Origin of the sequence: Haloferax sp. AB510, assembly GCF_024136985.1 — an archaeon.
Lineage (GTDB): Archaea > Halobacteriota > Halobacteria > Halobacteriales > Haloferacaceae > Haloferax.
In genome coordinates, this window is sequence record NZ_JAMYJY010000006.1 from 1 (window position 1) to 23,866 (window position 23,866).

16 protein-coding genes and 2 pseudogenes are annotated in these 23,866 nt (G+C 53.2%); 11 read left to right on the forward strand and 7 right to left on the reverse strand.

The window, feature by feature from the left end; genetic code table 11:
* The first annotated feature begins 298 nt into the window (after nucleotides 1–298).
* Nucleotides 299–1,081, forward strand: a complete 783-nt coding sequence (locus NKF06_RS02050; protein ID WP_253244366.1) for an IclR family transcriptional regulator — start codon at nucleotides 299–301, stop codon at nucleotides 1,079–1,081.
* 158 nt (nucleotides 1,082–1,239) lie between these two features.
* On the opposite strand, the gene NKF06_RS21075 is transcribed toward NKF06_RS02050, so the two are convergent.
* Together NKF06_RS21075 and NKF06_RS02060 are read right to left on the reverse strand one after the other, a co-directional pair.
* The gene (locus tag NKF06_RS21075; RefSeq protein WP_253244403.1) at nucleotides 1,240–1,473 is read right to left on the reverse strand and encodes a phosphoenolpyruvate carboxylase; all 234 of its coding nucleotides are present in this window, start codon (nucleotides 1,471–1,473) and stop codon (nucleotides 1,240–1,242) included.
* A gap of 800 nt (nucleotides 1,474–2,273) precedes the next feature.
* Nucleotides 2,274–3,773, reverse strand: a complete 1,500-nt coding sequence (locus NKF06_RS02060) for a CoA-acylating methylmalonate-semialdehyde dehydrogenase (protein WP_253244367.1) — start codon at nucleotides 3,771–3,773, stop codon at nucleotides 2,274–2,276.
* A gap of 218 nt (nucleotides 3,774–3,991) precedes the next feature.
* Between NKF06_RS02060 and NKF06_RS02065 the strand changes: the two genes are divergently transcribed.
* The 6 genes and pseudogenes from NKF06_RS02065 to NKF06_RS02090 all read left to right on the forward strand — a co-directional run.
* The gene (locus tag NKF06_RS02065) at nucleotides 3,992–4,786 is read left to right on the forward strand and encodes an aldolase/citrate lyase family protein (protein WP_042665466.1); all 795 of its coding nucleotides are present in this window, start codon (nucleotides 3,992–3,994) and stop codon (nucleotides 4,784–4,786) included.
* A gap of 564 nt (nucleotides 4,787–5,350) precedes the next feature.
* The gene (locus NKF06_RS02070) at nucleotides 5,351–6,490 is read left to right on the forward strand and encodes a pyridoxal phosphate-dependent aminotransferase (protein WP_253244368.1); all 1,140 of its coding nucleotides are present in this window, start codon (nucleotides 5,351–5,353) and stop codon (nucleotides 6,488–6,490) included.
* Between the two features lie 206 nt (nucleotides 6,491–6,696).
* A complete protein-coding gene (locus NKF06_RS02075) occupies nucleotides 6,697–7,566 on the forward strand; it encodes an NAD(P)-dependent oxidoreductase (protein WP_253244369.1) in 870 nt (289 codons plus the stop codon).
* A gap of 55 nt (nucleotides 7,567–7,621) precedes the next feature.
* Nucleotides 7,622–9,367, forward strand: coding sequence for a hydantoinase B/oxoprolinase family protein (locus NKF06_RS02080; RefSeq protein ID WP_082256455.1), 1,746 nt, complete (start codon nucleotides 7,622–7,624; stop codon nucleotides 9,365–9,367).
* Nucleotides 9,364–11,391, forward strand: coding sequence for a hydantoinase/oxoprolinase family protein (locus tag NKF06_RS02085; RefSeq protein ID WP_042665469.1), 2,028 nt, complete (start codon nucleotides 9,364–9,366; stop codon nucleotides 11,389–11,391). Before NKF06_RS02080 ends, NKF06_RS02085 begins: the two co-directional genes overlap by 4 nt.
* Nucleotides 11,392–11,655: 264 nt before the next feature.
* A pseudogene (locus tag NKF06_RS02090) lies at nucleotides 11,656–12,328 on the forward strand (IS1595 family transposase); the annotation flags it as partial.
* A 184-nt stretch (nucleotides 12,329–12,512) separates the two neighbouring features.
* Here NKF06_RS02090 and NKF06_RS02095 read toward each other — a convergent pair.
* Genes NKF06_RS02095 through NKF06_RS02110 form a run of 4 tightly spaced genes read right to left on the reverse strand, consistent with a single transcriptional unit; the run spans nucleotide 12,513 to nucleotide 16,622 of the window.
* The gene (locus NKF06_RS02095) at nucleotides 12,513–13,367 is read right to left on the reverse strand and encodes an ABC transporter permease (protein ID WP_253244370.1); all 855 of its coding nucleotides are present in this window, start codon (nucleotides 13,365–13,367) and stop codon (nucleotides 12,513–12,515) included.
* Nucleotide 13,368: 1 nt separating this feature from the next.
* A complete protein-coding gene (locus tag NKF06_RS02100; protein ID WP_082256456.1) occupies nucleotides 13,369–14,298 on the reverse strand; it encodes an ABC transporter permease in 930 nt (309 codons plus the stop codon).
* Between the two features lie 14 nt (nucleotides 14,299–14,312).
* Nucleotides 14,313–15,398, reverse strand: coding sequence for an ABC transporter ATP-binding protein (locus tag NKF06_RS02105; protein WP_253244371.1), 1,086 nt, complete (start codon nucleotides 15,396–15,398; stop codon nucleotides 14,313–14,315).
* A gap of 36 nt (nucleotides 15,399–15,434) precedes the next feature.
* Nucleotides 15,435–16,622: a hypothetical protein gene (locus tag NKF06_RS02110; protein ID WP_253244372.1), complete on the reverse strand. Its 1,188-nt coding sequence runs from the start codon at nucleotides 16,620–16,622 to the stop codon at nucleotides 15,435–15,437.
* 807 nt (nucleotides 16,623–17,429) lie between these two features.
* Between NKF06_RS02110 and NKF06_RS02115 the strand changes: the two genes are divergently transcribed.
* The 4 genes from NKF06_RS02115 (at nucleotide 17,430) to gdhB (ending at nucleotide 22,954) form a co-directional block, all read left to right on the forward strand.
* Nucleotides 17,430–18,227, forward strand: a complete 798-nt coding sequence (locus NKF06_RS02115) for an electron transfer flavoprotein subunit beta/FixA family protein (RefSeq protein WP_042665481.1) — start codon at nucleotides 17,430–17,432, stop codon at nucleotides 18,225–18,227.
* Nucleotides 18,224–19,183 (forward strand): electron transfer flavoprotein subunit alpha/FixB family protein, encoded by a 960-nt coding sequence (locus tag NKF06_RS02120; protein WP_253244373.1) that lies wholly within the window; start codon nucleotides 18,224–18,226, stop codon nucleotides 19,181–19,183. The genes NKF06_RS02115 and NKF06_RS02120 overlap by 4 nt, the downstream gene beginning before the upstream one ends.
* Before the next feature lie 119 nt (nucleotides 19,184–19,302).
* Nucleotides 19,303–21,366 carry a (Fe-S)-binding protein gene (locus NKF06_RS02125; RefSeq protein ID WP_253244404.1) on the forward strand — a complete coding sequence of 688 codons (2,064 nt, stop codon included), beginning with the start codon at nucleotides 19,303–19,305 and terminating at the stop codon, nucleotides 21,364–21,366.
* A 310-nt stretch (nucleotides 21,367–21,676) separates the two neighbouring features.
* Nucleotides 21,677–22,954, forward strand: coding sequence for a glutamate dehydrogenase GdhB (gdhB, locus tag NKF06_RS02130; RefSeq protein WP_253244374.1), 1,278 nt, complete (start codon nucleotides 21,677–21,679; stop codon nucleotides 22,952–22,954).
* Between the two features lie 136 nt (nucleotides 22,955–23,090).
* On the opposite strand, the pseudogene NKF06_RS02135 reads toward gdhB, so the two are convergent.
* Nucleotides 23,091–23,703: pseudogene (locus tag NKF06_RS02135) on the reverse strand (DDE-type integrase/transposase/recombinase); the annotation flags it as partial.
* Between the last annotated feature and the right edge of the window lie 163 nt (nucleotides 23,704–23,866).

Consider the following 23,866-nt stretch of genomic DNA (forward strand, 5'->3'; position numbering starts at 1 on the left):
TTCCACCACCAACTACTACGACATGCATGGTTTGTAAGTATCTATGCAGGCATATATACTTTTCTTAAAATATATGAGTCCATCGTTGTGAAATTTACACATAGAAGTTCGATTCCCGTGATGATAGAAAATGTGACTACTGTTGCAGCAGGTTGTTCTCGTCCCACATGATGAGATGGTGAGCATTTCCTATGTTACTGTTCGTACTGTGATTCTGATTGGGAGTAATCCGCATCAGAGAGACCCATCAAATTTGATATAACCAAAGGTATTTGATGGTAGAACATGAGTGAGTGCTATGGGAAGTGAACCTCGTAGAATAAAATCGATCGAGTTGGGGTGTAGACTCCTTGATGAGCTCAAAAAGCGGGACGGAGCTCGAATTAAAGAACTTGCGAAGGCACTTGATCGCTCTGAGCCGACAATTCACACCTACCTCAACACGTTAAAACAGCAGGGATACGTCGAGAAGGATGGATACGTCTACAAAGTAAGCCTCAAATTCCTCCCGATGGGAGAGTTCGCACGAAATAGAGAGGAGCTCTATCTCGCTGGGAGAGACGAGATCGATTCTCTTGCCGACGAAACCGGGGAGTACGTCCACTTGATCACCGCAAAGAAGGGTAGACAAATAAAACTCTACGAAAGCTACGGTGATGTTGCCGTTGCGACAGCGCACCACACTCGTCAGCGCGAATTTAGACAGTATCTCCACAGGAGTGCGGCGGGAAAGGCAATCTTGGCAGAGTATCCCGCCGACAAAGTAGACCAAATCATCGACGAATATGGTCTTGAAGGTGCGACAGAAAATACGATTACTGACCGGGACGCGCTGCTGAACGAACTTGACAGCATTCGAGAGCGAGGGTACGCTGTTAACGACCAAGAGCTGACGACGGGGCTTCGGTCGGTTGGTGCTTCGATTGTTGACCCCGAGAACCATGTTCGAGGCGCGATTAGCATCTCCGCACCACTTGAGCGGTGTAAAGATAAGAAGTTCCACGAGGTTTTCCCCGACCTAGTCCGGCAGCGTTCAAACGTCATTCAGATCAATATTGACACTAAGAACTATTTCTTTTGAGTGACGGCGGCAGAGCGAATATTCTCTTTGCACCACAGACCAGAACTTAAGATGTCATTATTTTAGACGCTGCGGTCTTCTCAAATAGGCCGACGCCGAAACCGAAAGATCCAGCGTCAACCCCGGTTTTGAGTTCGATACTGGGTGTGTGTTTACTGTTATCCTGTATTTTTCATCCCTGCAGCGATTCCTTTCACTGATACGCGAAGGGCCCGTTCTTCGGGTTCGGAGCGATCATCCTCGTCGAGGAGCTGAATCTGTAATAGATTTAGCGGGTCGACATAGGGATTCCGTCGGTCGAGACTCTCTTGGAGCCATCCAACACCGAGTAACGACTCTTCCTCGGTGGTGTCCTGAACGATGTCTACCGCAGCCTCATACTCGTGGCTGATTTCTCCAAAGCAGCTCTCTTGGAGTTCCGGATTCGCTCGCGCACCTCACAGAGGTTTATCAGCTCAAAATAGTTCGTGAACGCGCGTGCGACGACTAAGGCATCTTCCTCTCCGACGCCATCAAAGAGTCCCGTGGTGGCGCTCCACTTCCTAGTGTCTTTTTTCTATTATCGATGGAATTCTGTCTCAGCGTTTCGACTGGCTCGCACACATTGTTCGATCCTTGGGTAGTGATTACGTCTCCGAGTAAGGGTCCAAACTCACGAACATCCTGTTGGATATCCCTGCGATAGACTCGCATACAACACAGAGGTCGATGAACGGTCAAATAACCACCGACAGACTGTGTGCTATTTCAACGTGAGTTTTCGATCGAATATTACTGTACAGCTATCATCTCTCTGTATCGGTTGCTATCTACGTTTTCGAGGCATGAGGGAACCAGCTGTCATCTACTGGCCAATTTTGCATTGACAATAATGTTAATTAGTGTTGCAATCCAACACATAGATGGAGCAAGCTACAAAACTAGAGCACCCTTGCTCCAATGCGCTTCCCCACACGTGGAAGTCTTGGTCAGTCACTCACCACGTGGCGGACTCGTCCCACCATGCGAAGGGCCACACCCGTGCCCCCTTTCTTCAATGAGAATAGCGCTGCTAGCTCGCTCAGGGGATTAACCATCTTGACTTCATAACAAAATTGTATGTTGTCATGTTCGTTCGTGCCTATGTCGGTCAGTCATTACGCAAAACGGGGGTGAACGCAAAACTGCGGCAGTCAGGTGATGTAGCCGAGTCTTAGCTGTACCAGCGCTGGATCTCGATGGTCTTGTCGGTGTAGAAGTTCACCGCGTCCTCGCCTTGAGCGTGGAGATCGCCGAAGAACGAGCCCTTGCGACCGCCGAAGTGGAAAAAGCCAAGCGGCGCGCAGACGCCGACATTGATCCCGACGTTCCCCGCATCCACCTCGTAGCGGTATTTTCGTGCTTCATTACCGCGTTCCGTGTACAGCGACGACGCGTTCCCGTACTCGGTGCTGTTGACCATCTCGATAGCCTCGTCGAGATCGTCGGCTTCCGCCAGACACATTACCGGACCGAAAATCTCGGTCTGGGCGATGTCCATATCCGTGGTGACGCCTTCGAGGAGCGTTGGTCCAAGGAAGTAGCCTTCGGGGTAATCGGGATGCTCGAAGTCGCGACCGTCGACGACAAGTTCCGCACCCTCATCGATGGCATCGTCGATCATCTCGAGGACACGGTCGGCGGATTCGTCCGTGATGAGCGGCCCGACGTCTGTCTCTTCGTCAAGGCCGTTTCCGACTGTCAGGTCGTCGATGGCGTCAAGTACCTCGGCACGGAGGTCGTCGTAGACGTCACCGACACCGACGAGGACGTCGTTGGCGAGACAACGCTGGCCGGCGTTCCCGTAGGCCGAGCCGATGATGTTCGGAACAGCTTGGTCGAGTTCGGCGGAGTTGGTGGCGACTGCGTAGTTCTTCGCGCCGCCCTGCGCTTGGACACGCTTGCCGTGTTTGGCGGCAGTCTCGTAGATGTACTGTGCGACGGGCGTACTGCCGACGAAGGACACGCCAGCAATATCGTCGTGCTCGAGCAGTGCGTTGACCGTGTCAGCACCACCGTTGACGAGGTTGACGACACCGTCGGGGAAGTTGACCGCATCGATGGCCTCGAAGATGAGCTGCGAGCTGAGTGGCACCTTTTCGCTTGGCTTGAGGATGAACGGGTTGCCCGTGGCGACGGCGTATGGCAGGAACCAAAGCGGAATCATCGCCGGGAAATTAAACGGAGTGATAGCGGTGAAGACGCCGAGGGGTTGGCGGACCGCATGTTCGTCCATATTGGTGGCGATACCTTCGACATTCCCACTTCCCTCGCGGAGCATGTTCGGGATGCCGGCGGCGACTTCGACGTTCTCGATACCGCGGCGGATCTCGCCACGCGCTTCGGCCAGCGTCTTGCCGTGCTCGCGGGTGAGCGCCTGCGCGATATCTTCTTGACGGTCTTCGAGTTCCTGCTTCAGGTCGAACAGATACTGAACACGCTCGACAGGGGAGGTCGCCCGCCACTCGTCGAAAGCGGCTGCGGCCTTTTCGACGGTCTCGTCGACCGTTTCTGTGTTTGAATACGTGATGTCGACCAGCGTTTCGCCCGTTGCTGGATTAACGACTGGCTGTACGTCATCGCCCTCGGCTGCAACCCACTCGCCGTCGATGTAGTTCCGGACAGAACTTGGGATATCAGCCGCCGCTGGCGACTGCTCTTGCTTACTCGTCATGCAACTAAAACTCAGTAGGGATCCATATAGGTGTTACGCTACCCCAGACGACACCACGTAAACCATCCTGCTGCCGGGGCGTGTACCGTCTGAACGAATTGTTGGTCACTAAAATGGAATGGATGCCCGGGAACCTATGATTTTATACTTGTCCGTTCGTCTGTACTAGTCAGCCGGCTATAAAGCAAGTCGAGCTACACCACGGAGTACATTCAACCATGGAACAACTGATAAATCTAGATAAGAGCGACTATTCAGTAGGAACGTGGGTTACAATCGGTAATCCGACCGTCGCCGAGATAGGTGCATCGCTGGGTCTCAATTTCGTCGTCATTGATACAGAACACTCGACGATGGGGTTAGAGACAGTAGAGAACATGGTCAGAGGAATTGGTGCGACCGGTGACGATACCGCATCCATCGTTCGGGTTCCTGGGAACGATAACGTCCACATCAAGCGCGTTCTCGACATCGGCGTTGATGGAATAATTGTCCCAATGATCGAAACCGCCGATGAAGCTCGCTCGCTCGTCGAAGCAGTCCGGTATCCGCCCGAAGGCATTCGAGGAATTGCATCTGGTCGAGCCTCGGAGTATGGAAGCGACTTCGTGGAATACGTAGAGAACGCCGAGGAGCAAATCGTGACGATCGCGCAGATCGAATCTAAGCGCGGGGTCGAAAACGCCAAAGAGATCGCATCTGTTGATGGAATCGACGCACTTTTTCTCGGACCTGCGGATCTCTCCGGTTCTCTCGGTATCTTCGCACAGTGGGAATCCGAGGTTCTCAACGAACACATCGAACGTGTTGTAGAGGTCAGCGAAGAGGTGGACAAGCCAATTGGGACGCTCATAATCAACCAAGAGGACATTGAAAAGCGCGTTTCTCAAGGCTTCGACTATTTGGCCGTTGGGAAGGATACGGCGCTCCTCGCCAGCGGAACCAAGGAGATGGTTTCCGAGTATGAACGCTCGATCGCGGAAACAGAGCAGTCCTATTCAACGCCAAAGTAACCTCCTTCAATGGAGACTTGAGTCGTACTAGGCTGCAAATTCGGGTTGAACTGGGAACTGTTCAGATACCACCTTACGAACGCGGTTCATTATATTTTCCAGCTGTCCTTCTGAATATTGTGCTGTTCTGCGCGCTAGAAGCCTACCCACCGAGCTTTGTGTCGAACATGGTATCAGCCATAATCTGACAAGCTTGGACGACCAGCTAACTAGATACTGACCGAATTGGCTCCAAGAATTCTGTAGGACGATGTCTAGTCTTTTCGATCAACGAGGGGTGGATTCCCATCATTCATGCTCAACGGATTTGACTATGCCAAATAGAGGCGTGGTCTGTGATTTTTCGTATTTTTGCCCCTAGAAATTACAAACATACAGATGTAATTCTAACCTGTGTCACCACATACCATAGTTAATATATATCAAAGCCTTTGCTGTAAATCACATGGCGTTCTCGGCTACCATCCTAACTTCGATAAGAGTCTACGCGAGGAATTCAGATCACCGGTGGTTATTTATATATCTAGTGTACACATTCATAAGTACCCTATGCCAGCCCAGCGAATGACAGAGATTCCATACTCTGGAATCCGAGAAATTTTCTCGGAGTGCAACCGATTGGAACGGAACGGTGAGGATATCGTCCATCTCGAAATCGGCCGACCCGACTTTGACACACCCTCGCCGATAAAACAAGCTGCAAAAAGCGCGATCGATGAGGGTCACGTCCATTACACGTCGAATTACGGAATTCAACCTCTTCGAGACCGAATCTCGGCAAAGTTTGAGACGGACAGCGGAATCTCGTATGATCCTGAAGACGAGATTATCGTCACCGCTGGCGCGAGCGAGGCGGTCTTCGTCTCGATAATGTCGATGGTTGACCCCGGTACGGAGGTGCTGATCCCCGATCCTTGTTGGACATACGCACCAACCGTCCGTGCTGCCGGGGGAACACCCGTACGGTACCCATTAGATCCCGAAAGCGGATTTCAACCGAACATTGAGGTACTTGATTCGCTAATCAATGACGACACATCCCTGCTCATCCTGAATAGCCCGCACAATCCAACGGGGAGCGTCATCGACGACGATCACTTACGAGCGGTGCGAGATCTCGTGGTCGAGAATGATCTAATCGCTGTCTCGGATGAAATCTACGAGAAGATCATCTACGGAGGAGCCAAACACCGGAGCTTAGCCTCGCTTGACGGCATGTACGAGCGGACGATTACGATCAACGGTGTCTCGAAAGCCTACTCTATGACCGGCTGGCGGGTCGGCTATCTCGGCGCACCGAAGGCACTGGCTGACGAAATTCTCCGCATGAGACAGTACACGACGACGTGTGCACCTTCGATTTCTCAGTACGCCGCACTAAGAGCATTAGAAGGTGATCTCTTCGAGCCGTTAGTTGAAGCGTTTGCCGACCGACGAGCGTTGGTCTGCGAACGGATCGAAGACGTTCCAGGGATGACTGCACCAACTCCTGAGGGCGCAATTTACGTGTACCCGACCGTCCCGGAACCAAGCACAGACGGACGCGAGTTCGTTTGGTCGCTCTTACATGACACCGGTGTTGCGCTCGTCCCGGGGGACGTTTTCGGATCGAACTCGAGCCGCGTTCGAATCGCGTATTCGAACTCCCTCGACAGGATAAATACGGCGTTCGACCGAATCGAGGCGTGGGTTGAGAACCAATAATACGGACAGGTCATCTAACGCGTCGAGAATGTCGGGCCACGAAATCCAACACAGTTGCCGGTGTCACGACCCACACGACTGATGAATGCTCATAGCGCCCCTCGTTTTCAAACTGTAGCTGTGTCTGCTTCCCCTGTGGCATAGGAATTTAGCGACTCCCACAGGTTACCAAACATTATTATATCAGAACACCACATGGTCAAGTGATGCAAATTCTCATCACCGGTGCTAACGGTACTGTCGGGAGCGCCATTCTCTCTGAACTGGGGGATCGCGAGGAGTACGAATTCACGTGCCTTGACGTCGAAGATCACCCTGAACGAGAAACAGTCGTCGCCGACATTACCAACCTTGACGAGATTCGGCCACATTTTGAAGGCCAAGACGCCGTTATCCACCTCGCGGCCGCCGCGGAGCTTAGTGTGCCGTGGGATTCGGTTGAAGAATTGAATATCAGAGGGACGTATAATGTGATGCAGGCCGCGGCTGAGGCCGAGGTTGAAAACTTCATCTACGCGTCCTCTATTCATACTATTGGAATGTACGAGATTGAGCTCTCGCCTGAGCTCTACAGTCTCAACCACGACCTTTCGATCACACATGATGACCAGGTTCGTCCTGACTCATTCTACGGCGTTTCGAAGGTGCTCGGGGAAGCGCTCGGGCGGCAATTCGTCGAAAGCCAAGCGAACCCTCTCGGGGCACTCCACCCCGTGTACGAGACGAATCTCCGTGACTACCCGACTCGTTTTTACTCCCTTCGTATTCTGACTGTCCTGGGCGAACAGTACGACCATCCGTATGGGCTGGCCGAAACTGGAGTTGACGAGGATTGGTGGGAACGCGATAGTGACGAATATGACCTGATGGTTGACCGGATGAAATGCACCTGGTTCTCGCACCGTGACCTCGGACAGATGATCGACCTTTGCCTACAGGATGAGTCAGTAGAGTTTGATATCTTCTGGGGCGTCAGCGATAATGAGGCAACTTGGGTCGATCTTGAACACAACCGCGAAGTCCTCGGGTACGAACCGAAAGATAACGGTGCCGAGTGGGACGCACCACCAGAATAGCACCATCAATTTCCTGAATACGTACTTTTTTATTATAGAGCAATAACTACGATGTATGCCAGACTCGGGAGAGTTAGAGATATTTCGCCATTCGCTCAAAAGTATCGTTGAAGAGATGGGAGTGACGCTGCAACGAACAGCTTACTCGACTAACATCAAAATTCGTCGTGACCACACCTGCGCGTTGTTTGATTCGCAGCTCCGCCACATCTCTCAGCACGATATCGCACCGCAGCACATCGGTTCGCTTGTTTCGGTTGTGCCGAAGAACATTCCCGATTGGGAAGACGAGCTTTCACCGGGAGATGGTATCTTGATCAACGATCCGTACAAGGGTGCAGTTCATCTGCCGGACGTGATGTTGATTTCGCCACTCTTTCATGACGACGAAATTATCGGTTATGCCGCGAACTCGGCGCACCATGTCGACATCGGTGGTGGAACACCCGGTGGTATCCCGAACGACAACACCGAACTCTACGGTGAAGGGATAGTCATTCCAGGTGTCCACGCGGTGAACGACTGGGAATACGACGAGAACGTACTCTCGTTCATCCTCCGGAACGTCCGCGAACCGAAGATGCGTCGCGGTGATTATCAGGCGCAACTCGGGGCGAATCGTATCGGTGAAAAACGCTTCCGCGATCTTCATGACACCTACGGACGGGAACAGACGAACGAGTACCTAGACGAATTGCTTGACTACACGGAGCGGCGCGTCCGCGCAGCTATCGAGGAATTGCCGAATGGGACGTTCTCAGCATCTGATAAGATGGACGGCGACGGGATCGTCGACGAATCTGTTGAGCTTTCGTTGACGATAACAATCGAGGACGACGAGATGACTGTGGACTTCACCGGGACGGCCAAACAGAATCAAGGGCCACTCAACTGCACTCCTGCGATGGCGTTCGCAGGCGTCATGTCCGTCGCCATGGCATTCATCGGCGAGGATCTACCGAAAAATGACGGATTCTACCGTCCATTCGAGGTTATAACTCCCGAAGGAACCATGGTTAATCCGACTCACAACCGTCCGGTAGCAGCCGGCTGGGAGATCGCAATGCGTGCAGCGGACTTGATGACTAAGGCCATGGGTGAGCCAGTTCCGAAGGAAACGATCGGTGCCACGAAAGGTATCGTCTGTAACACGGCATTTGGTGGTCGTGACCCACGAGATGACGAAGACTACGTGTACTACGAGACGGTCGCCGGGGGTTACGGCGGTCGGTACGAAAAAGATGGGATGGACGCGGTGCAGACTCACTTCCAGAACACGGCCAATAGCCCAATCGAAGAACTCGAAAAGGAACTCCCGGTCTACGTCCGGAAGTACGAACTCATCCAGGACTCGGAAGGTGCTGGTCGCCAACGGGGTGGACTCGGCGTTCGACGCGATCTCGAGTTCTATGACCACGAGGCATCGTTCTCACTCCTTACGGAGCGGACGAAGTCGTCACCATGGGGCGTGTTCGACGGCCACTCGGCTCGTCCAGCGCGGTTCTACCGAAACCCGGATGCTGACGACGCTGAATCCCTACCGTCAAAATCAACGACAAAACTCGAACCCAATGATATCGTGAGTGTTCAGACTCCTGGTGGTGGCGGCTACGGCGACCCACTAGAACGCGATCCGGACGCGGTACTCAAAGACGTTCAAAATGACAAAGTCTCGGAAGAAAAAGCTCGAACCGAATATGGAGTTATCATCACGCAGAACGGCGTCGACTACGACGCGACCGAAGACCAACGAGCAGAATTGGGGGAAGGAGTTCCGGCAGAAGGAGGTGACAAAGAATGACCATTCGAATCGGTGTTGACACGGGTGGCACGTTCACAGACGTCGTCCTCTACGACGACGAAACTGGTGAGATACACACGACAAAGACGCCATCAACGCCGTCCGAATTCGACCAAGGTGTCCTCAACGGTATCGACAAGATCTTGGAGGAGACGGGGTCAGAAGCAACACGAACCTCTTATCTCAGCCACGGGACGACTGTTGGGACGAACGCTGTCCTCGAAAGCGAGATCCCTGACCTCGGTCTGATCACGAATAGCGGTCTTCGCGACGTGCTCGAAATCGGAGACCAGACGCGGCCGGAGCTGTACAACCTGCAGGCGGATAAGCCGCCACAGCTTGTGCCTCGCAAACATCGCTTCGGTGTTCCCGGGCGTCTCGACTCGAACGGTAACGTCGTGGACAAACTCAACGAGGGTGCCGTTCGAGAAGCTGTCGTGAAGCTCGAGGACGCAGGCGTCGATTCTATCGTTGTCTCGATGCTGTTCTCATATCTAAACGATGAACACGAACAGCGTATCGGCGAAATCATCGAAGCCGAGACGGACCTCGATTATGCGCTCTCTTCGGCGGTGTACCCTGAAACCCGTGAGTACGACCGCACCGTCACGACTGTGTTGAACGAAGCGGTGAAAGTCACCATCCAAGACTACCTTGGACGGTTAGATGCCGGCATCGAAGAGCGAGGTATCGACGTTCCGCTGAACGTAATGCACTCTGGTGGTGGTATTTTTGGAACGGAACAGGCAACCGATTTTGCGCTCCGCACAGTGCTGTCTGGTCCGGCTGCAGGTGCAGTTGCCTGCCGAGACGTAAGCACGTCGGAGGGGTTCTCTAACGCCATTGGCCTCGACATGGGCGGAACCAGTTCCGACGTGAGCATCGTCGAAGACGGCTCTATCGTCCGATCGACAGAAGGAGAAATTAATAATCTCCCGATCAACACACCGCTTGTTGATATTAATACGGTCGGCGCAGGCGGCGGGAGTATCGCGTGGATCGACAACGGTGGTGGACTCCGAGTCGGGCCGAAATCCGCCGGTGCCGATCCCGGCCCGATCTGTTATGGGCGTGGCGGTACCGAACCGACAGTAACTGATGCCAACCTCATACTCGGTCGCATCGACCCGGACGTGTTCCTCGACGGAGATATGCAGCCTGCAATGGATCGCGCCCGCACTCTCTTCCAAGAAAAGATAGCCGAACCGCTCGGTCTGTCCCCCGAAGAGGCTGCAATGAACGTTCTTCAGGTGGCGAACGCCAAGATGGCCCGCGAAATCCGTCGGGTAACCATCGAGCGGGGACGCGACCCCGCTGACTACACCCTCGTTCCGTTCGGCGGTGCTGGCCCGCTGCAGGCACCTTCTGTGGCGCAGAACATGGATATGGACTCACTTCTGCTCCCTCGAACGCCCGGTGTGCTGTCCGCGCGAGGTCTGCTCTTGGCTGATGTCCGGATGGACGAGTCCCAAGCATATACCGGTAGTGAGATCGATCACGAAACGGTTCGCGAAGAGTTCGACTCGCTCGAATCGGAACTCCTGTCTCGGTTCGCTGGCCAAGGATTCGAAGAGAACGAGGTTGACTTGGGTCACCAACTCGACCTGCGATATTCCGGCCAAGCGTACGAACTCACCGTTCCGCTTCCGGGCGAGTCTTACAGCCCGGAGAACCTTGAACAGGGAATCGAGCAGTTCCACGAACTGCACCGCGAGCTCTACGGGTACGCGATGCCCGACGAACCGATTGACCTCGTCACACTTCGGTTAGCGGGAACTGTCTCGACTAAGCGAATTACTGATGATGTGACGATAACGGACGGCGAGACTGTCAAGTCATCCCGCGAGGTGTACTTCGACGGTCCCGGGTTCGTCAAGACCCCCATCGTCGACCGTGCGACCCTCCCAATTGGTGACACAGTCGAAGGCCCTGCGATCATCGAGGAGTCTGGTTGTACCTCGATTCTTCCACCAGAGACGAGTGCAACCGTCTCCGAACGTGGTAACCTCTTGATAGAGCTGTAACCAGTCCATTCGTTTCTCTGAGTCTTTTTCTTCTTAGTCGCTGTCGAGACACTCTGCACAATCTCTATTTAAATTCGAGTCTCGACATGCCTTTACACGAGTGGTAATCGACGATGCTCGGATGGCAAGAAATCGATGGGTGTGCTCTTCGGAAGCAGGTTGTTAGCCAAGTAGAGCTGTCGCTGTGAAAGCGTAGCGGGCAAGGCTGACGCGGACGCGTCGCCCGAACGCAGTGTTCCGATTTGAATCTGAGGAGGCGAGTGCCGCGAGGGCCTCCAGTACCCACACTGCCAGTCTGAGTTAGTGTACAAACACGGAAGCTATCAAGCGCACCAACGGTATTTCTGTACGGGTTGCGACCACACGTTCAACGACAAGACTGGCACGGTCTTTGCGCACGCGAAGATCAGGCTCGACAAGCTCTTGTTCGCGTTCTACTCGTTCCCAGTTCAACCGAGTATTCGCCAGTTAGACGCTGAACTCGACGTTTCGTATCGGTCGATTCACCGGTGCGTCGAGCTTCACCAGGACACTCGACGCGTCAGTCATGAACGTACGAGGGGGACAAACCACCAGCATTCGCGTTCGTAGATCACGGCAGCGCTCAGCGATATGTTGTACCGGAGAAATCTGCCGATGAAGCGACCGTTCGACACCACCTCGACAACCTCGAGAAGGAGTCGGTGACTGTCGATACTGACGGATTTCAGGGCCACGACCCACTTGACGATGATGAGCACTTTTACTGAGAACCAGTAATCCACGACGACGGTGAGTCCGTTGATGGAGACGCACACGTGAACGCATTCGAGAGCCACGCTGAGGCGTCTCAAAAGACCAACGGACAGAATATCTCGGGCCGCCCCAACTTTGGAGACGAATTCCCCTCAAGCCGGGTCAAGAAACACTAACAGAGATTGTCCGAGAAATTCTCTGACTCACCAACAATGTACTCCACAAGAACGAGATGTGGACAGGCAACTGTGTGAATTGAAGAGCGAAAGTTCGGTGCGGGCGGGATACAGGTTCGGTTACAACTCGAAGAAAGGATACTGGACGGAACTAGAGTAATTATTCGCGGGGATGTTCTGGGTCGTTTAAAAATATGAGTTCGACAAATCCTACATGAACTCGCTGATACTGAAGAAATACTCAGTAATCATAATAACCGTGAGCACACCGAACATCAGCAGCGTCGCAATCGCCGCGAGTGTTGCCGGGGCAGTGTTGTAGAACAGGCTGAACAGAACCAACGGGAGTGTCTTAATGTCTGCGCTAGAGAGGAACAGCGAGACGATGTACTGGTTGAACGAGAGGATAAACGCGAAGACGAATCCACTCATCACACCAGGTTGGATGAGTGGAAGCGTAATGCGGATATACGACTCAAGTTCGGTGGCACCGAGGTTCTGCGCTGCCTCCTCAAGTGAGTGGTCGTAGTTCTGGAGACTGGCTCCGACCGTACGGATTGGGTATGGGATCGTAAACAGAATGTGTCCCATAAGCAGCGTCCAGAACGAGAGTGTGATAGATACCCCGAGTACTGCTTCGACTTGGTTGATGAACAACAGTAATGAGATACCGATAACAATCCATGGGTAGATGAGCGGCGAGATGAGGAACGTTTCGAGAGTCGTCTGGTACTTGAAGTCGTAGCGGACAATCGCAAACGCTGCGAGAGAACCTAGAACCGTCGAACAGATGCCAGTTACGACCGCGAGCTTGACACTCGAGAACAATGCGGTATCGATATCAAGATAACTCAGGTCACTTATCAGGTTAGCATAGTGCTGAATGGTAAACTGTTGGGGTGGCCACGTTGCGTACGCTGATTCGCCGAAGGAAATAATCACGACGATGACTAGCGGGGCAAGCAGAAAGATGATAGTGGCCCAGATGAGTGCCTCGAAGCCGATGCTCGCGATACGGGAGAGTATCCAGTCGAACCGTCCTCTATTGTTAGTCTCTTTCGACATGTTAGGAACCCCCCACGCTGTCCATCCGCTTTAGTGTCCGCTGGTAGCCGACAATGATGAGTAGCGCGATGGCGACGAGAACGATCGATAGTGCGCTTGCGAACGGCCAGTTGCTCGTGCTCGTAAACGTGTTCGTGATGACGATTGGAAGTACCTTCACTCCACCGCCGAGCATCGCGGGTGTCACGTAGGAGGCCAACGAGACGACGAAGGTGATGAGGACCCCTGCACTAATACCCGGAAGTGCGAGCGGAAATAGTATCTTCGCGAAGATTGTGAGCCGGTTCGCACCCAAGTTGAGTGCGGCTTCCTCGTACTCACGGGGAATCGTGTGCATCACATTGATAATCGGGAACACCATGAACGGAAGCATTACGTGCGAGAGTCCAATGATGATGCCGACCTCGTTGAAGAGGAGCTTTGGCGCAGTGTCACCGGAGACTAGACCGATCGCTTCTAGCATCGTGATGACGACTCCCGATTTGTTGAGCAAGATGTACCATCCGAACGAGCGGACCACCAAGTCGATAGTGAGCGGCGCGAGCGTAGAGATGATGATGACTTTTCCGACCCATCCGCCTTTCCGAACCGCAGCGTACGCGAGTGGAAATCCGAGTGCAAAGTCGATCACCGTGACGATAGTAGCGAGTTTGATCGTCCGGAAGATGATGCTTTGGTAGAGTGGTGTTTCGAAGACTTCGAGGTAGTTAGCCAGCGTGAGACCGTTCTGTATGACACCTTGGTCGAACGGGTTGAGGCTGAAGCTGATGAGAATGAACGTCGGAAATACCATCAACGCCAGAACAATGAACACAGTCGGGGCGAGAAGCGAGTACTTCCCCAACCGTGTTTTCTTGTATCTCCGTACGACACTCGACAGTTGCTCATTCATCCGAGCGAACGGTGTTTCTTCTTCTTGTTTCGTAGCCATTTTTCTCACCAGTTTTACGCACGCGCTATCCGCGTGTCCTCTTTGCTCCACGCAAGCACCACGTCGTCGTCAGTATCGTAAAGGACCGAAGAGTGCTGGTTCGAGTCGTCAACGATGAGCGTCTGCCCATTTGCCTCGACGAAGTACCGAACCGTCGAACCCAAGAACAATCGACGAATGATTGTTCCCTCAAACGTGTTTAGTGAGTCGTCGTAGAAGTCAGCGGAACGGACGTCGATCTTTTCCGGGCGAACAAACACAGCGCCACCGGAGGTGGCAGTTGAATCCGCGTTCACGGTGATTTCCGTATTCTCGGTGAAGAAGCGAACCTCACCATTTTGCGTTTCGAGATCACCTTCGAGGAAATTCGTATCGCCGATGAACTCGGCGACGAACTCTGTCGCTGGCTCCTCGTAGATTTCCATCGGGGGTGCGATCTGTTCAATTTGTCCTTCGTTCATGACTGCGATCCGATCCGCCATGGTGAGTGCCTCTTCTTGATTGTGTGTCACGTAGAGCGTAGGAATGTCGAGTTCGGACTGGAGTTCAGTTAACTCGACTTCCAGTTGGTCCCGAAGTTTTTTGTCGAGCGCACCGAGTGGCTCGTCCATAAGTAACACTTCAGGCTTAATCGCTAGTGAACGTGCTGTCGCAACACGCTGTTGCTGGCCGCCGGAGAGGTTCGCCGGTTCACGATCTCTGAACCCGCTGAGGTCGACCATTTCCAACACCTCCGAGATTCGTCGGTCTATTTTGCTCTTCTCGAACCCTTTTTGCTTGAGACCGAACTCGATGTTCTCTTCGACGGTCATGTGCGGGAACAGGGCGTAATTCTGGAACACCATCCCCGTGTCACGCTTGTGCGGCGGAACGTAGGTCACGTCCCTGTTTGCAAGGATAATATTCCCACGCGTTGGCTGCTCGAACCCAGCGAGCATGCGCAACGTCGTTGTTTTCCCCGATCCCGATGGCCCAAGGAGTGCGAGTAATTCTCCGTCTTCTACCTCAAACGAGACGTCATCTACCGCCGTAACGTCACCAAATTGCTTCGTGACGTTATCGTAGCGAATGGCAACGTCTCTCTTGTCACGTTCTGCCATACCTTACCCTAAACGCCAAGGGTAAAGTAATTTTTGTTAGCCAGAGAAGATCTGGTTCCAACGCTTCGCCCAATCGGATCGATTATTCCACACGTATTCGAAGTCTGGGTACGATAGCTGGTCAAACTCGTCGGGGGTGATTGCGCCGAACTCTTCCGCTTCCGGTGCGAGGGATGCCTTCGTGTTGGTGACCCCCGCCCCCATCTCAGCTGACACTTTCTCTTGGAACCACGGTGAAAGTGCCTCGTTGGCGTACACGAGTGCAGCCTCCTTGTTCTCTGAGTTCCGTGACACTGAAATCGTCTCAGCGAACGCGCAAGTTGTCGGTTCGAGGCGGAACAGTGGCTCGATAGGAGCACCACTCTTCCACATCTCGTACACCAAGAAGTCAGTGTACAGATTGACGGTGTCGACGTTCCCGCTGGCGAGCTGTTGGTTTGCCGAAGAAACACCCTGAATGATCGTGGAGACTTTGGGCTTAAGATTCTCTTCTAGCCACTGGAAACCAGGTTCGACATCTAACTGTGAGTCGAACGGCTCCCCGGTCGCAACGGCTGAAGCCATTAGGAGTAGGTTCGGACCGTTGGACCACGAGAATGGAGTAAGTGCCGTCGCACTAGAATCGGTTGCAACGCTCGAGTGTGAGGATGGTGTACTGTCCCATTGGTTGGTGTTTATCACGGGCACGAATGCACCCACTTCCCAGGAGACGCCATCGCTACCGTAATGGACGAACTTCTCGTCGATGTCTGAGAGGTTCGTGACAATGTCAGTATGGTCACTCAGCGGTTCGAGCCACTCGTTTCGGGATGCTTTATCCACGCCGATGACGTCGAGATTAAACACGTCCGGTGGACTGTCCTCATTGGCTTGGAGTTTTGTGAGCTGTGACGTTGTCGCTCCCGTCTCGGTGTTGATCTTTAGGTTGTATTTCTCTTCGACATGAGGGATGAGGTACTTCTTGTGGACGGTGGCTAGTGAACCGACGTTTAGCATCACATCGATCTCTTTGCCTCCAAAGTCGAGATCACCACTTTCAGTCGTATTGGTTCCCGTTTCGTCAGTACCGGCTGCTGTGGTCTCTTCCGTTTCCGAGGATGTGTCGGTGCCGCCAGTTAGACAGCCTGCAAGTCCGGTGAGGCCGATAGCTGTTGCGCTTCCCGTCTTCAGGAAGGTTCGACGCTTCTGTTTCTTGGAGTGTAGACTATTGTCTGTCATTGCCAAGCATATGCGATGTCATCGGGAGGTACTAAATAAGTTTTCATTCTTTTCATGACATTTCATATGGGAATATCTCTGCTCCTCTGCTACCATGGGGTGAGAGGACACGAGCTCGCTATACTTAGATGACATAGATTCGACAATACATCCGTGAGGTGAGAACAATACAGAAAAACGATTGTCTCGATCGAACCTGTACTCCAGAGTTCTCGACGTGCACGCCGAACACTAGATACCGTGGAATGAGGATTATTTTAGTTCTCAGTTTGGAACTATCAAAGCTAATTTGGATACAGCTGACGGGGGTAATTGGTTGGAATTTCATTGAGGTCAGTTATCGTGCAGATTCCCCAATCCTGAGTGAAGACAAGCCCCTAGTGAAATCAGCTATTGTGCGAAGGTGAGATGATGAGTCAGGAATTGCTAGCAGTCAATAATAATGCCGCGACAGGAACAGATTTGTAATTATCAAGTTGGTATCGTGGAGAACTCACCTTGTGGGTTCTACTAAGCTCTAGCCCTATTTCCATACCGTAGACGCGTTTTCAGGGCAGCGACCATCCCTTACGATACTGAACCCACTTCGGATAACTACCCACCGATACTCAAAAGAGTTACAACCATATTTTTGTAATATTTGTGTTTGCGATGCGCTATCTTCCTTTAAGATACCTGTTCACAAGCCACATTGAGTTTGATAAATACTAATTCTTTATAGTGTATCGCTGTCTACGTAGTGGTCTTTTAATCATCAGTATCTTAACTGATTCCGGTAAATCTATGTCAGTCCCCGTCATCCGGTAGGTTGTTATGAAGGTGCTTGTCACTGTCAAGGAGGTGGCAGAGGTCGAAGACGAGTTCGAAATCAACGGACTCAGAATTGACGACCGCTATCTCGAATATGATCTCAATGAGTGGGACAACTATGCGATCGAAGAGGGCGTTCAACTCAAAGAAGAAAGCGACGATGATGTCGAAGTCGTAGTAGCCACTCTCGGTCCCGAACGTAGCGAAGAGACGATTCGTATGGCCCTTGCGAAGGGCGCTGACCGCGCAATTCGTGTTTGGGACCCCGCGCTCGACGACTGTTCGTTCATCAACCACAACACTGTGAGTGAAATCCTCGCAGCCGTCGTCGAGGACGAGAATCCCGACCTTGTCCTCACCGGTGTTCAGGCTAGTGACGACGCCAACGGTGCTACTGGGGTTGCGCTCGCTGACCGGCTTGGAACGAGCTGGGCAGCCGTCGTTAACGACCTTTCGTTTAGTAGTTCGGGTAGTCCAGTATCTATCCGCCGCGAGTTAGAAGGTGGCGTTGAGGAACTCACTAGCGTCGAGCTCCCGGCTGTGCTCACCATTCAAACAGGGATTAACGAACCGCGATACGCGAGCTTACGGGGAATCCGGCAGGCCCAAAGCAAAGAGATCGCTTCCAAAACGCTCGCCGACTATGGTCTCGATGAGAACGTCCTCGAAACTAGTCTCACACGGACCGACATGTACAAACCAGAAACTGAAAGTGACGCAACTATCTTCGAAGGAGATGCAACAGAAACCGCTGGCCAACTTGCAACCCTACTCAATGAAAAGGGGGTGAACGCCCAATGAGCGACGTGCTCGCCGTTGCCGAACACCGTCGCGGTGACCTCCGTGATGTATCCTTTGAACTCATTACTGCAGGTCGAGACCTCGCTGAGAAGACTGGTGGTGACCTTCACCTTGCGGTAATCGGTGGTCCCACTGGAACGTTCGCTGAACAACTAAACCGTGAGGGCGTCGACACCATCATCACTATCGAGTACGGTGAGGAGTTCAATCATGATGTGTACACGCAGATTACCGAGCAACTCTACGCTGACCTCGAACCGGCAATCCTGCTCCTCCCGAATACCGTCAACGGCCTCGACTACGCACCCGCTGTCGCGAATTCATTGGGGATCGACCTCATTCCTGACGCGGTTGGACTCGATTACGAGGACGATACGCTCACCGCTACCCGCGAGATGTATGGCTCGAAGGTCGAAACCACGGTCGAGACTGAGGCACCTCACGTCGCGGTTTCCATCCGCGACGCCGAGTGGTCCACCACCGATAAACCCGGTGACGCCGAGATAACGTCGTTTGAGGCCGATATAGACGAGTCGGCCATTCGATCGACCGTTACTGGCTTTGAAGAAGTCGCCGGCGGCGATGTAGACATCTCCGAATCCGACTTCCTCGTCTCTGTTGGTCGTGGTATAGAAGACGAGGAGAACTTGGAGCTCATCTTCGACCTCGCAGACGCGATGGACGCGACTGTCTCGTCGTCTCGCCCAATTGTCGACAACGGTTGGCTGCCGAAGAACCGGCAGGTCGGCCAATCTGGGAAGGTTGTCACCCCCGATGTCTATCTTGCCATCGGTATTTCAGGTGCAGTCCAGCACGTCGCAGGCATGAAGGGCTCGGAGACTATCGTCGCCATCAACAACGACCCCAACGCTCCTATCTTCGACATCGCCGACTATGGAATCGTCGGTGACCTCTTCGAGATCGTCCCGCAACTTACTGAGCAACTGGAGTCCTAACAGTCAAACCGGGAAGGTGAATCCAGCAGGATAGTTCACCTCTTTAGTCACGTAGAGCAAATACCAGTCACTATAACACACCAAAATCAAACATGTATCTGTCACCCATGACCACTACGATGCCGTTATCGGCAGTCACACGAGACACCTTTTGGACTATCAGTCCAGTTGGCGAGGCCGCGTTCTATTATCTCGCGACGGTCGCAATTCTCGTCTTCCTTTACGGAGTGTATGACCGCTTCGCTCGATACGCTCGCGGGACTGAAGATGCGTTCGACCGTCTGAACGACCTGCCAAGCCGGATTGTTCGCGCCACCGCGGCTGTCTTTTCGAACAGAAAGCAGTTCGATCGGGATCACTACGCTGGTGTAATGCACTCCTTCATTTTCTGGGGCTTTCTGACGCTTCTCATCGGAACGACCATCCTTGCTATTGATATGGACATCTGGACGAAATTGCTCGCTCAGGAGTCCTTCTTCGTCGGGGATTTCTACCTCGTGTACTCGTTCGTGATGGACGCATTAGGATTGCTGTTCGTCGTCGGTCTCGGAATGGCACTCTATCGACGCTACGTAGTCCGTAGTGACCGCCTCTGGGGGAAACACACCGTCTTTGAGGACGATATCTTCATCTGGACACTCTTGGTGCTCGGCGTCGGCGGCTACCTCACTGAAGGATTGCGCATCGTCGGCACCGAGTTCCCCGGGTTCGAAACCGTCAGCTTTGTTGGCTACTTCGTCGCTCTCGTTCTCCATGAGAGTGGTGTTAGTGCTGGCCTCGCCGAGTCACTTTACTGGTGGATGTGGTGGTCCCACGCGATCATAGCGCTTGGGTTCGTCGCGTACATCCCCTACGCAAAGCCCTTCCACATGATCTCCTCGTACGCCAACCTTGTCACCGCTGACGAGAAGGCGGGGAAGCGGCTACCAGGTGTGCCAGCGGACGCCAGTCCCGACGAAATCGGTTACACATCAGTCGAGGACTTCTCGTGGAAACAAGTCCTCGACATGGACGCCTGTACGAAATGCGGACGTTGTACCGACGCCTGCCCGGCAAAGGCCTCGGGTCGTAACCTTGACCCGCGAGACGTCATCCTCGACCTGAAGACCTACCGTGAGGATATCGACGCTGGTCAGACTGAATCGGTTGATATTGTCGCGGACGGTGGCACCTCCGTCGTCGACGCCGAGTCGATGGAGTCCTGTATGGCCTGTATGTCCTGTATGGATGCTTGTCCGGTCGATATCGAACATCTAAGCCACTTCACCGAGATGAACCGTCGGCTCACCGAGACGGGCCAACAGCAGGAACCCGTACAGGAGGCGATGATGAATATCTTCCAGAACGGCAACGCCTTCGGCGACCCACAGCGCAAGCGGCCCGACTGGACCGACGACCTCGACTTCGAGGTGCCCGACGCCCGCGACGAATCGGTCGAGTTCCTCTGGTACGTCGGCGACTACCCCTCCTACGACGAGCGCAATCGCCGAGTTGCCCGATCACTCGCTCGTATCTTCGAATTCGCAGGGATCTCTTACGGTATCCTCTACGAGGACGAACAGAATGATGGCAACGACGTGCGCCGCGTCGGCGAGGAGGGCCTCTACGAGATGCTCGTCGAGGATAACGTTGCAGCGTTTGAGGCGTGTGACTTCGAGAAGATCGTTTGTACGGATCCGCATTCATACAACACATTCAAAAACGAATATCCCGAAGTGTCCAACTTCGAAGCGCCAGTGTACCACTACACGCAAGTCGTCGAGACACTCGTTACTGAGGAACAGTTGGGTCTGTCTGGAACAGAACTCGACTACACCGTGACGTACCATGACCCGTGTCACCTCGGACGCTACAACGACGAGTACGAGGCACCGCGTGAACTCGTGCGCGCAACTGGTGTGACCCTCGCTGAGATGCCCAGGAACCGTGATGACTCATTTTGCTGCGGCGGTGGTGGTGGTGGTCTCTGGATGGACCACGAGGAGGACGCGAAACCAAGTGAGGAGCGTCTTCGCGAAGCACTCGAAGATACCGATGCTGGTAGCCCCGTCGAGAAATTCGTCGTCGCCTGTCCGATGTGTGGGACGATGTACGAAGACGGTCGCAAAACCGGGGGCTTCGAAGATGAGATCGAAATCATCGACATCGCTGAACTCCTTGTCGAGGCGCTCAAACGAAACTGAGCAGTCTCGGCCTCACACACCAACTATCATTTCTCGGTTGAAGTAGTGAGTCGATATCTATCTGGTGGTGGCAGAGAGATAGCGTCTATTTTGAATTTTATATCTACTGGTACCATTCAACATATATCCGTATGATTTATCTAATGACTCCAACATGCATGGTAGTATACAACGTGGCTGCGTGGGCCAGGTCGGTGACTGATTTACAGCACCAGACAATGTATCGAACACTACAGAGACCACCACTAACCGCTCGCGCACTACCGTTGTTGCGTCCAAGAGATAGACAACCATTAGAATACCTTGAAATATGTCATCAAAAAACACTTCAGAGAACGAGTCTGTCGACGAATCAGCACTCGAAACAGCACGTCGGCAACTCCACCGGGCAGCCACTCACGTCGACGTCGAGCAAGGTGTTATCGAACGACTCAGCCATCCGACCCGTGTCGTCGAAGTGTCGGTTCCACTTAGACGTGACGACGGGCGTGTGGAGGTGTTCACCGGCTACCGCGCCCAGCACGACGACGTCCGTGGTCCGTACAAAGGGGGGCTCAGATACCACCCCCACGTGACCGCGGCAGAATGTACTGGGCTCGCCATGTGGATGACGTGGAAGTGTGCGGTGATGGACCTTCCGTTTGGAGGCGCCAAGGGAGGTATCGCTGTCGACGTCAAGGACCTCTCAGCCGATGAAAAGGAGCGTCTCACCCGTCGTTTTGCCGAAGAACTCCGTGACGTTGTCGGTCCAAAGCAGGATGTTCCTGCACCCGATATGGGAACTGACACGCAAACGATGGCGTGGTTTATGGACGCCTACTCGATGCAACATGGTGAACTAACACCGGGCGTCGTTACCGGGAAACCGCCAGTAATTGGTGGCTCATACGGGCGTGAAGAGGCACCCGGTCGTTCTGTGGCAATCGTTGCTCGCGAGGCGGCCAATTACTTCGACCGCCCGCTCAACGGAGCATCAATTGCTATCCAAGGGTTCGGGAGTGTTGGGGCAAACGCTGCTCGATTGCTGGATGAGTGGGGCGCAAACATTGTCGCTGTTAGCGACGTAAACGGTGGTATATACGATCCCGAAGGGCTCGACACACAGGCCATTCCGTCCCACAAAGAGAAACCTGAGGGCGTGACGCGTCACAGGAAAGCCACGCAGGTGACCAACGACGAACTGTTGGAGTTGGACGTTGACATCCTCATCCCTGCCGCGGTTGGGAATGTCATTACCGCAGAGAACGCAGAGCAGATACAGGCAGATATCATCGTGGAGGGTGCTAACGGGCCAACGACCACTAGCGGCGACGAGATCCTGGATAACCGTGGAATTCCAGTAATACCCGATATTCTCGCCAATGCAGGTGGTGTGACAGTCTCGTACTTCGAGTGGTTACAGGACATCAACCGACGGAAGTGGTCGAAAGAGCGAGTCAACAAGGAACTCGAAGAAGCGATGCTGACCGCATGGCGTGATATCGAGGCGGTCGTCGACGAAAAGAGTTTAACTTGGCGAGATGCGACCTACGTCGTCGCACTCCGTCGTATCGGTGAGGCAAAAGAAACTCGCGGATTATGGCCTTAACTGTCCTAAGGACCACCATTATGCAGAAGGAAATACAATGCAAAAATAGGACACGTGTCTGAGTACAAATCTCAAGTATTGGTTACTCAATCAACACCACCTACCCATCAAACATATAAGTCTGATTAATATATCCTCAGCTGAGTACTATCCAGCTAGTGACATCCTCAGCCGGCGTTCGTCCGTGAGTGCTTGATGCGGTCTTTGAACGTCACAGTATTGTGCAAAATATATGAATCACTGGTAGACGCTTCCGTGACTATCCACCCACGAATAATGGAAGCGGTCAACTCAATTTTGAGGGTGTGAAATCATTTTTGATGAGGCTTCGCTCGACGAAGCCAAGCCGACCGTTCAATCATAATCGATGGAGGGAAGTCAGATATCCGTAGTCATCAACGAGAAGCACAGCGCCTGAAAGATCGTGTTTCTCCGAGCGTCGATGGAGAAGCGCAACAGTCGGATCAGTCTCATGTCGCCCACACGACTCGACATCAAGAATCAGTTTTGTCTCGTGATTATTGTATCGTATAGCCAAGATTATTTCCATTGATTTTGACAGCAGTTTCGTCGACTGCAACCCGCTTCGGCGTTGCCTCAGGCGGGTTGTGTCTGATGACCGGTGTTTGATGTATCTGGGAACAAATATTTTAGGAGGAGCGTTCAACACCAAGATATCGACGAATCTACTTTGTATATCTGAGGGAATAGCCGGTTGAATGGAATTGGACGGCGAACGGCCTGACGGGTCCGCAGAACGCTTTGCGTTCTGATGGGCTACACGAGGGCAGAACTCTCGTGAACGTCGCTGTCCGCCCTGTTGTCAATATTTAATCGTAGTAGTTCCTAAATTCTTCATGAGCAGGGTTGAACGTAGCATAGATCACTAGATCTTCGAGCTGCTCGTTCCTT

Coding starts and splice junctions, on each gene's coding strand:
- NKF06_RS02115 (WP_042665481.1), top strand. CDS start 17,430: ATGAAGGTGCTTGTCACTGTCAAGGAGGTGGCAGAGGTCGAAGACGAG.
- NKF06_RS02050 (WP_253244366.1), top strand. CDS start 299: ATGGGAAGTGAACCTCGTAGAATAAAATCGATCGAGTTGGGGTGTAGA.
- NKF06_RS02125 (WP_253244404.1), top strand. CDS start 19,303: ATGCCGTTATCGGCAGTCACACGAGACACCTTTTGGACTATCAGTCCA.
- NKF06_RS02065 (WP_042665466.1), top strand. CDS start 3,992: ATGGAACAACTGATAAATCTAGATAAGAGCGACTATTCAGTAGGAACG.
- NKF06_RS02085 (WP_042665469.1), top strand. CDS start 9,364: ATGACCATTCGAATCGGTGTTGACACGGGTGGCACGTTCACAGACGTC.
- NKF06_RS02095 (WP_253244370.1), bottom strand. CDS start 13,367: ATGTCGAAAGAGACTAACAATAGAGGACGGTTCGACTGGATACTCTCC.
- NKF06_RS02060 (WP_253244367.1), bottom strand. CDS start 3,773: ATGACGAGTAAGCAAGAGCAGTCGCCAGCGGCGGCTGATATCCCAAGT.
- gdhB (WP_253244374.1), top strand. CDS start 21,677: ATGTCATCAAAAAACACTTCAGAGAACGAGTCTGTCGACGAATCAGCA.
- NKF06_RS02075 (WP_253244369.1), top strand. CDS start 6,697: ATGCAAATTCTCATCACCGGTGCTAACGGTACTGTCGGGAGCGCCATT.
- NKF06_RS02120 (WP_253244373.1), top strand. CDS start 18,224: ATGAGCGACGTGCTCGCCGTTGCCGAACACCGTCGCGGTGACCTCCGT.
- NKF06_RS02080 (WP_082256455.1), top strand. CDS start 7,622: ATGCCAGACTCGGGAGAGTTAGAGATATTTCGCCATTCGCTCAAAAGT.
- NKF06_RS02100 (WP_082256456.1), bottom strand. CDS start 14,298: ATGGCTACGAAACAAGAAGAAGAAACACCGTTCGCTCGGATGAATGAG.
- NKF06_RS02070 (WP_253244368.1), top strand. CDS start 5,351: ATGACAGAGATTCCATACTCTGGAATCCGAGAAATTTTCTCGGAGTGC.
- NKF06_RS02105 (WP_253244371.1), bottom strand. CDS start 15,398: ATGGCAGAACGTGACAAGAGAGACGTTGCCATTCGCTACGATAACGTC.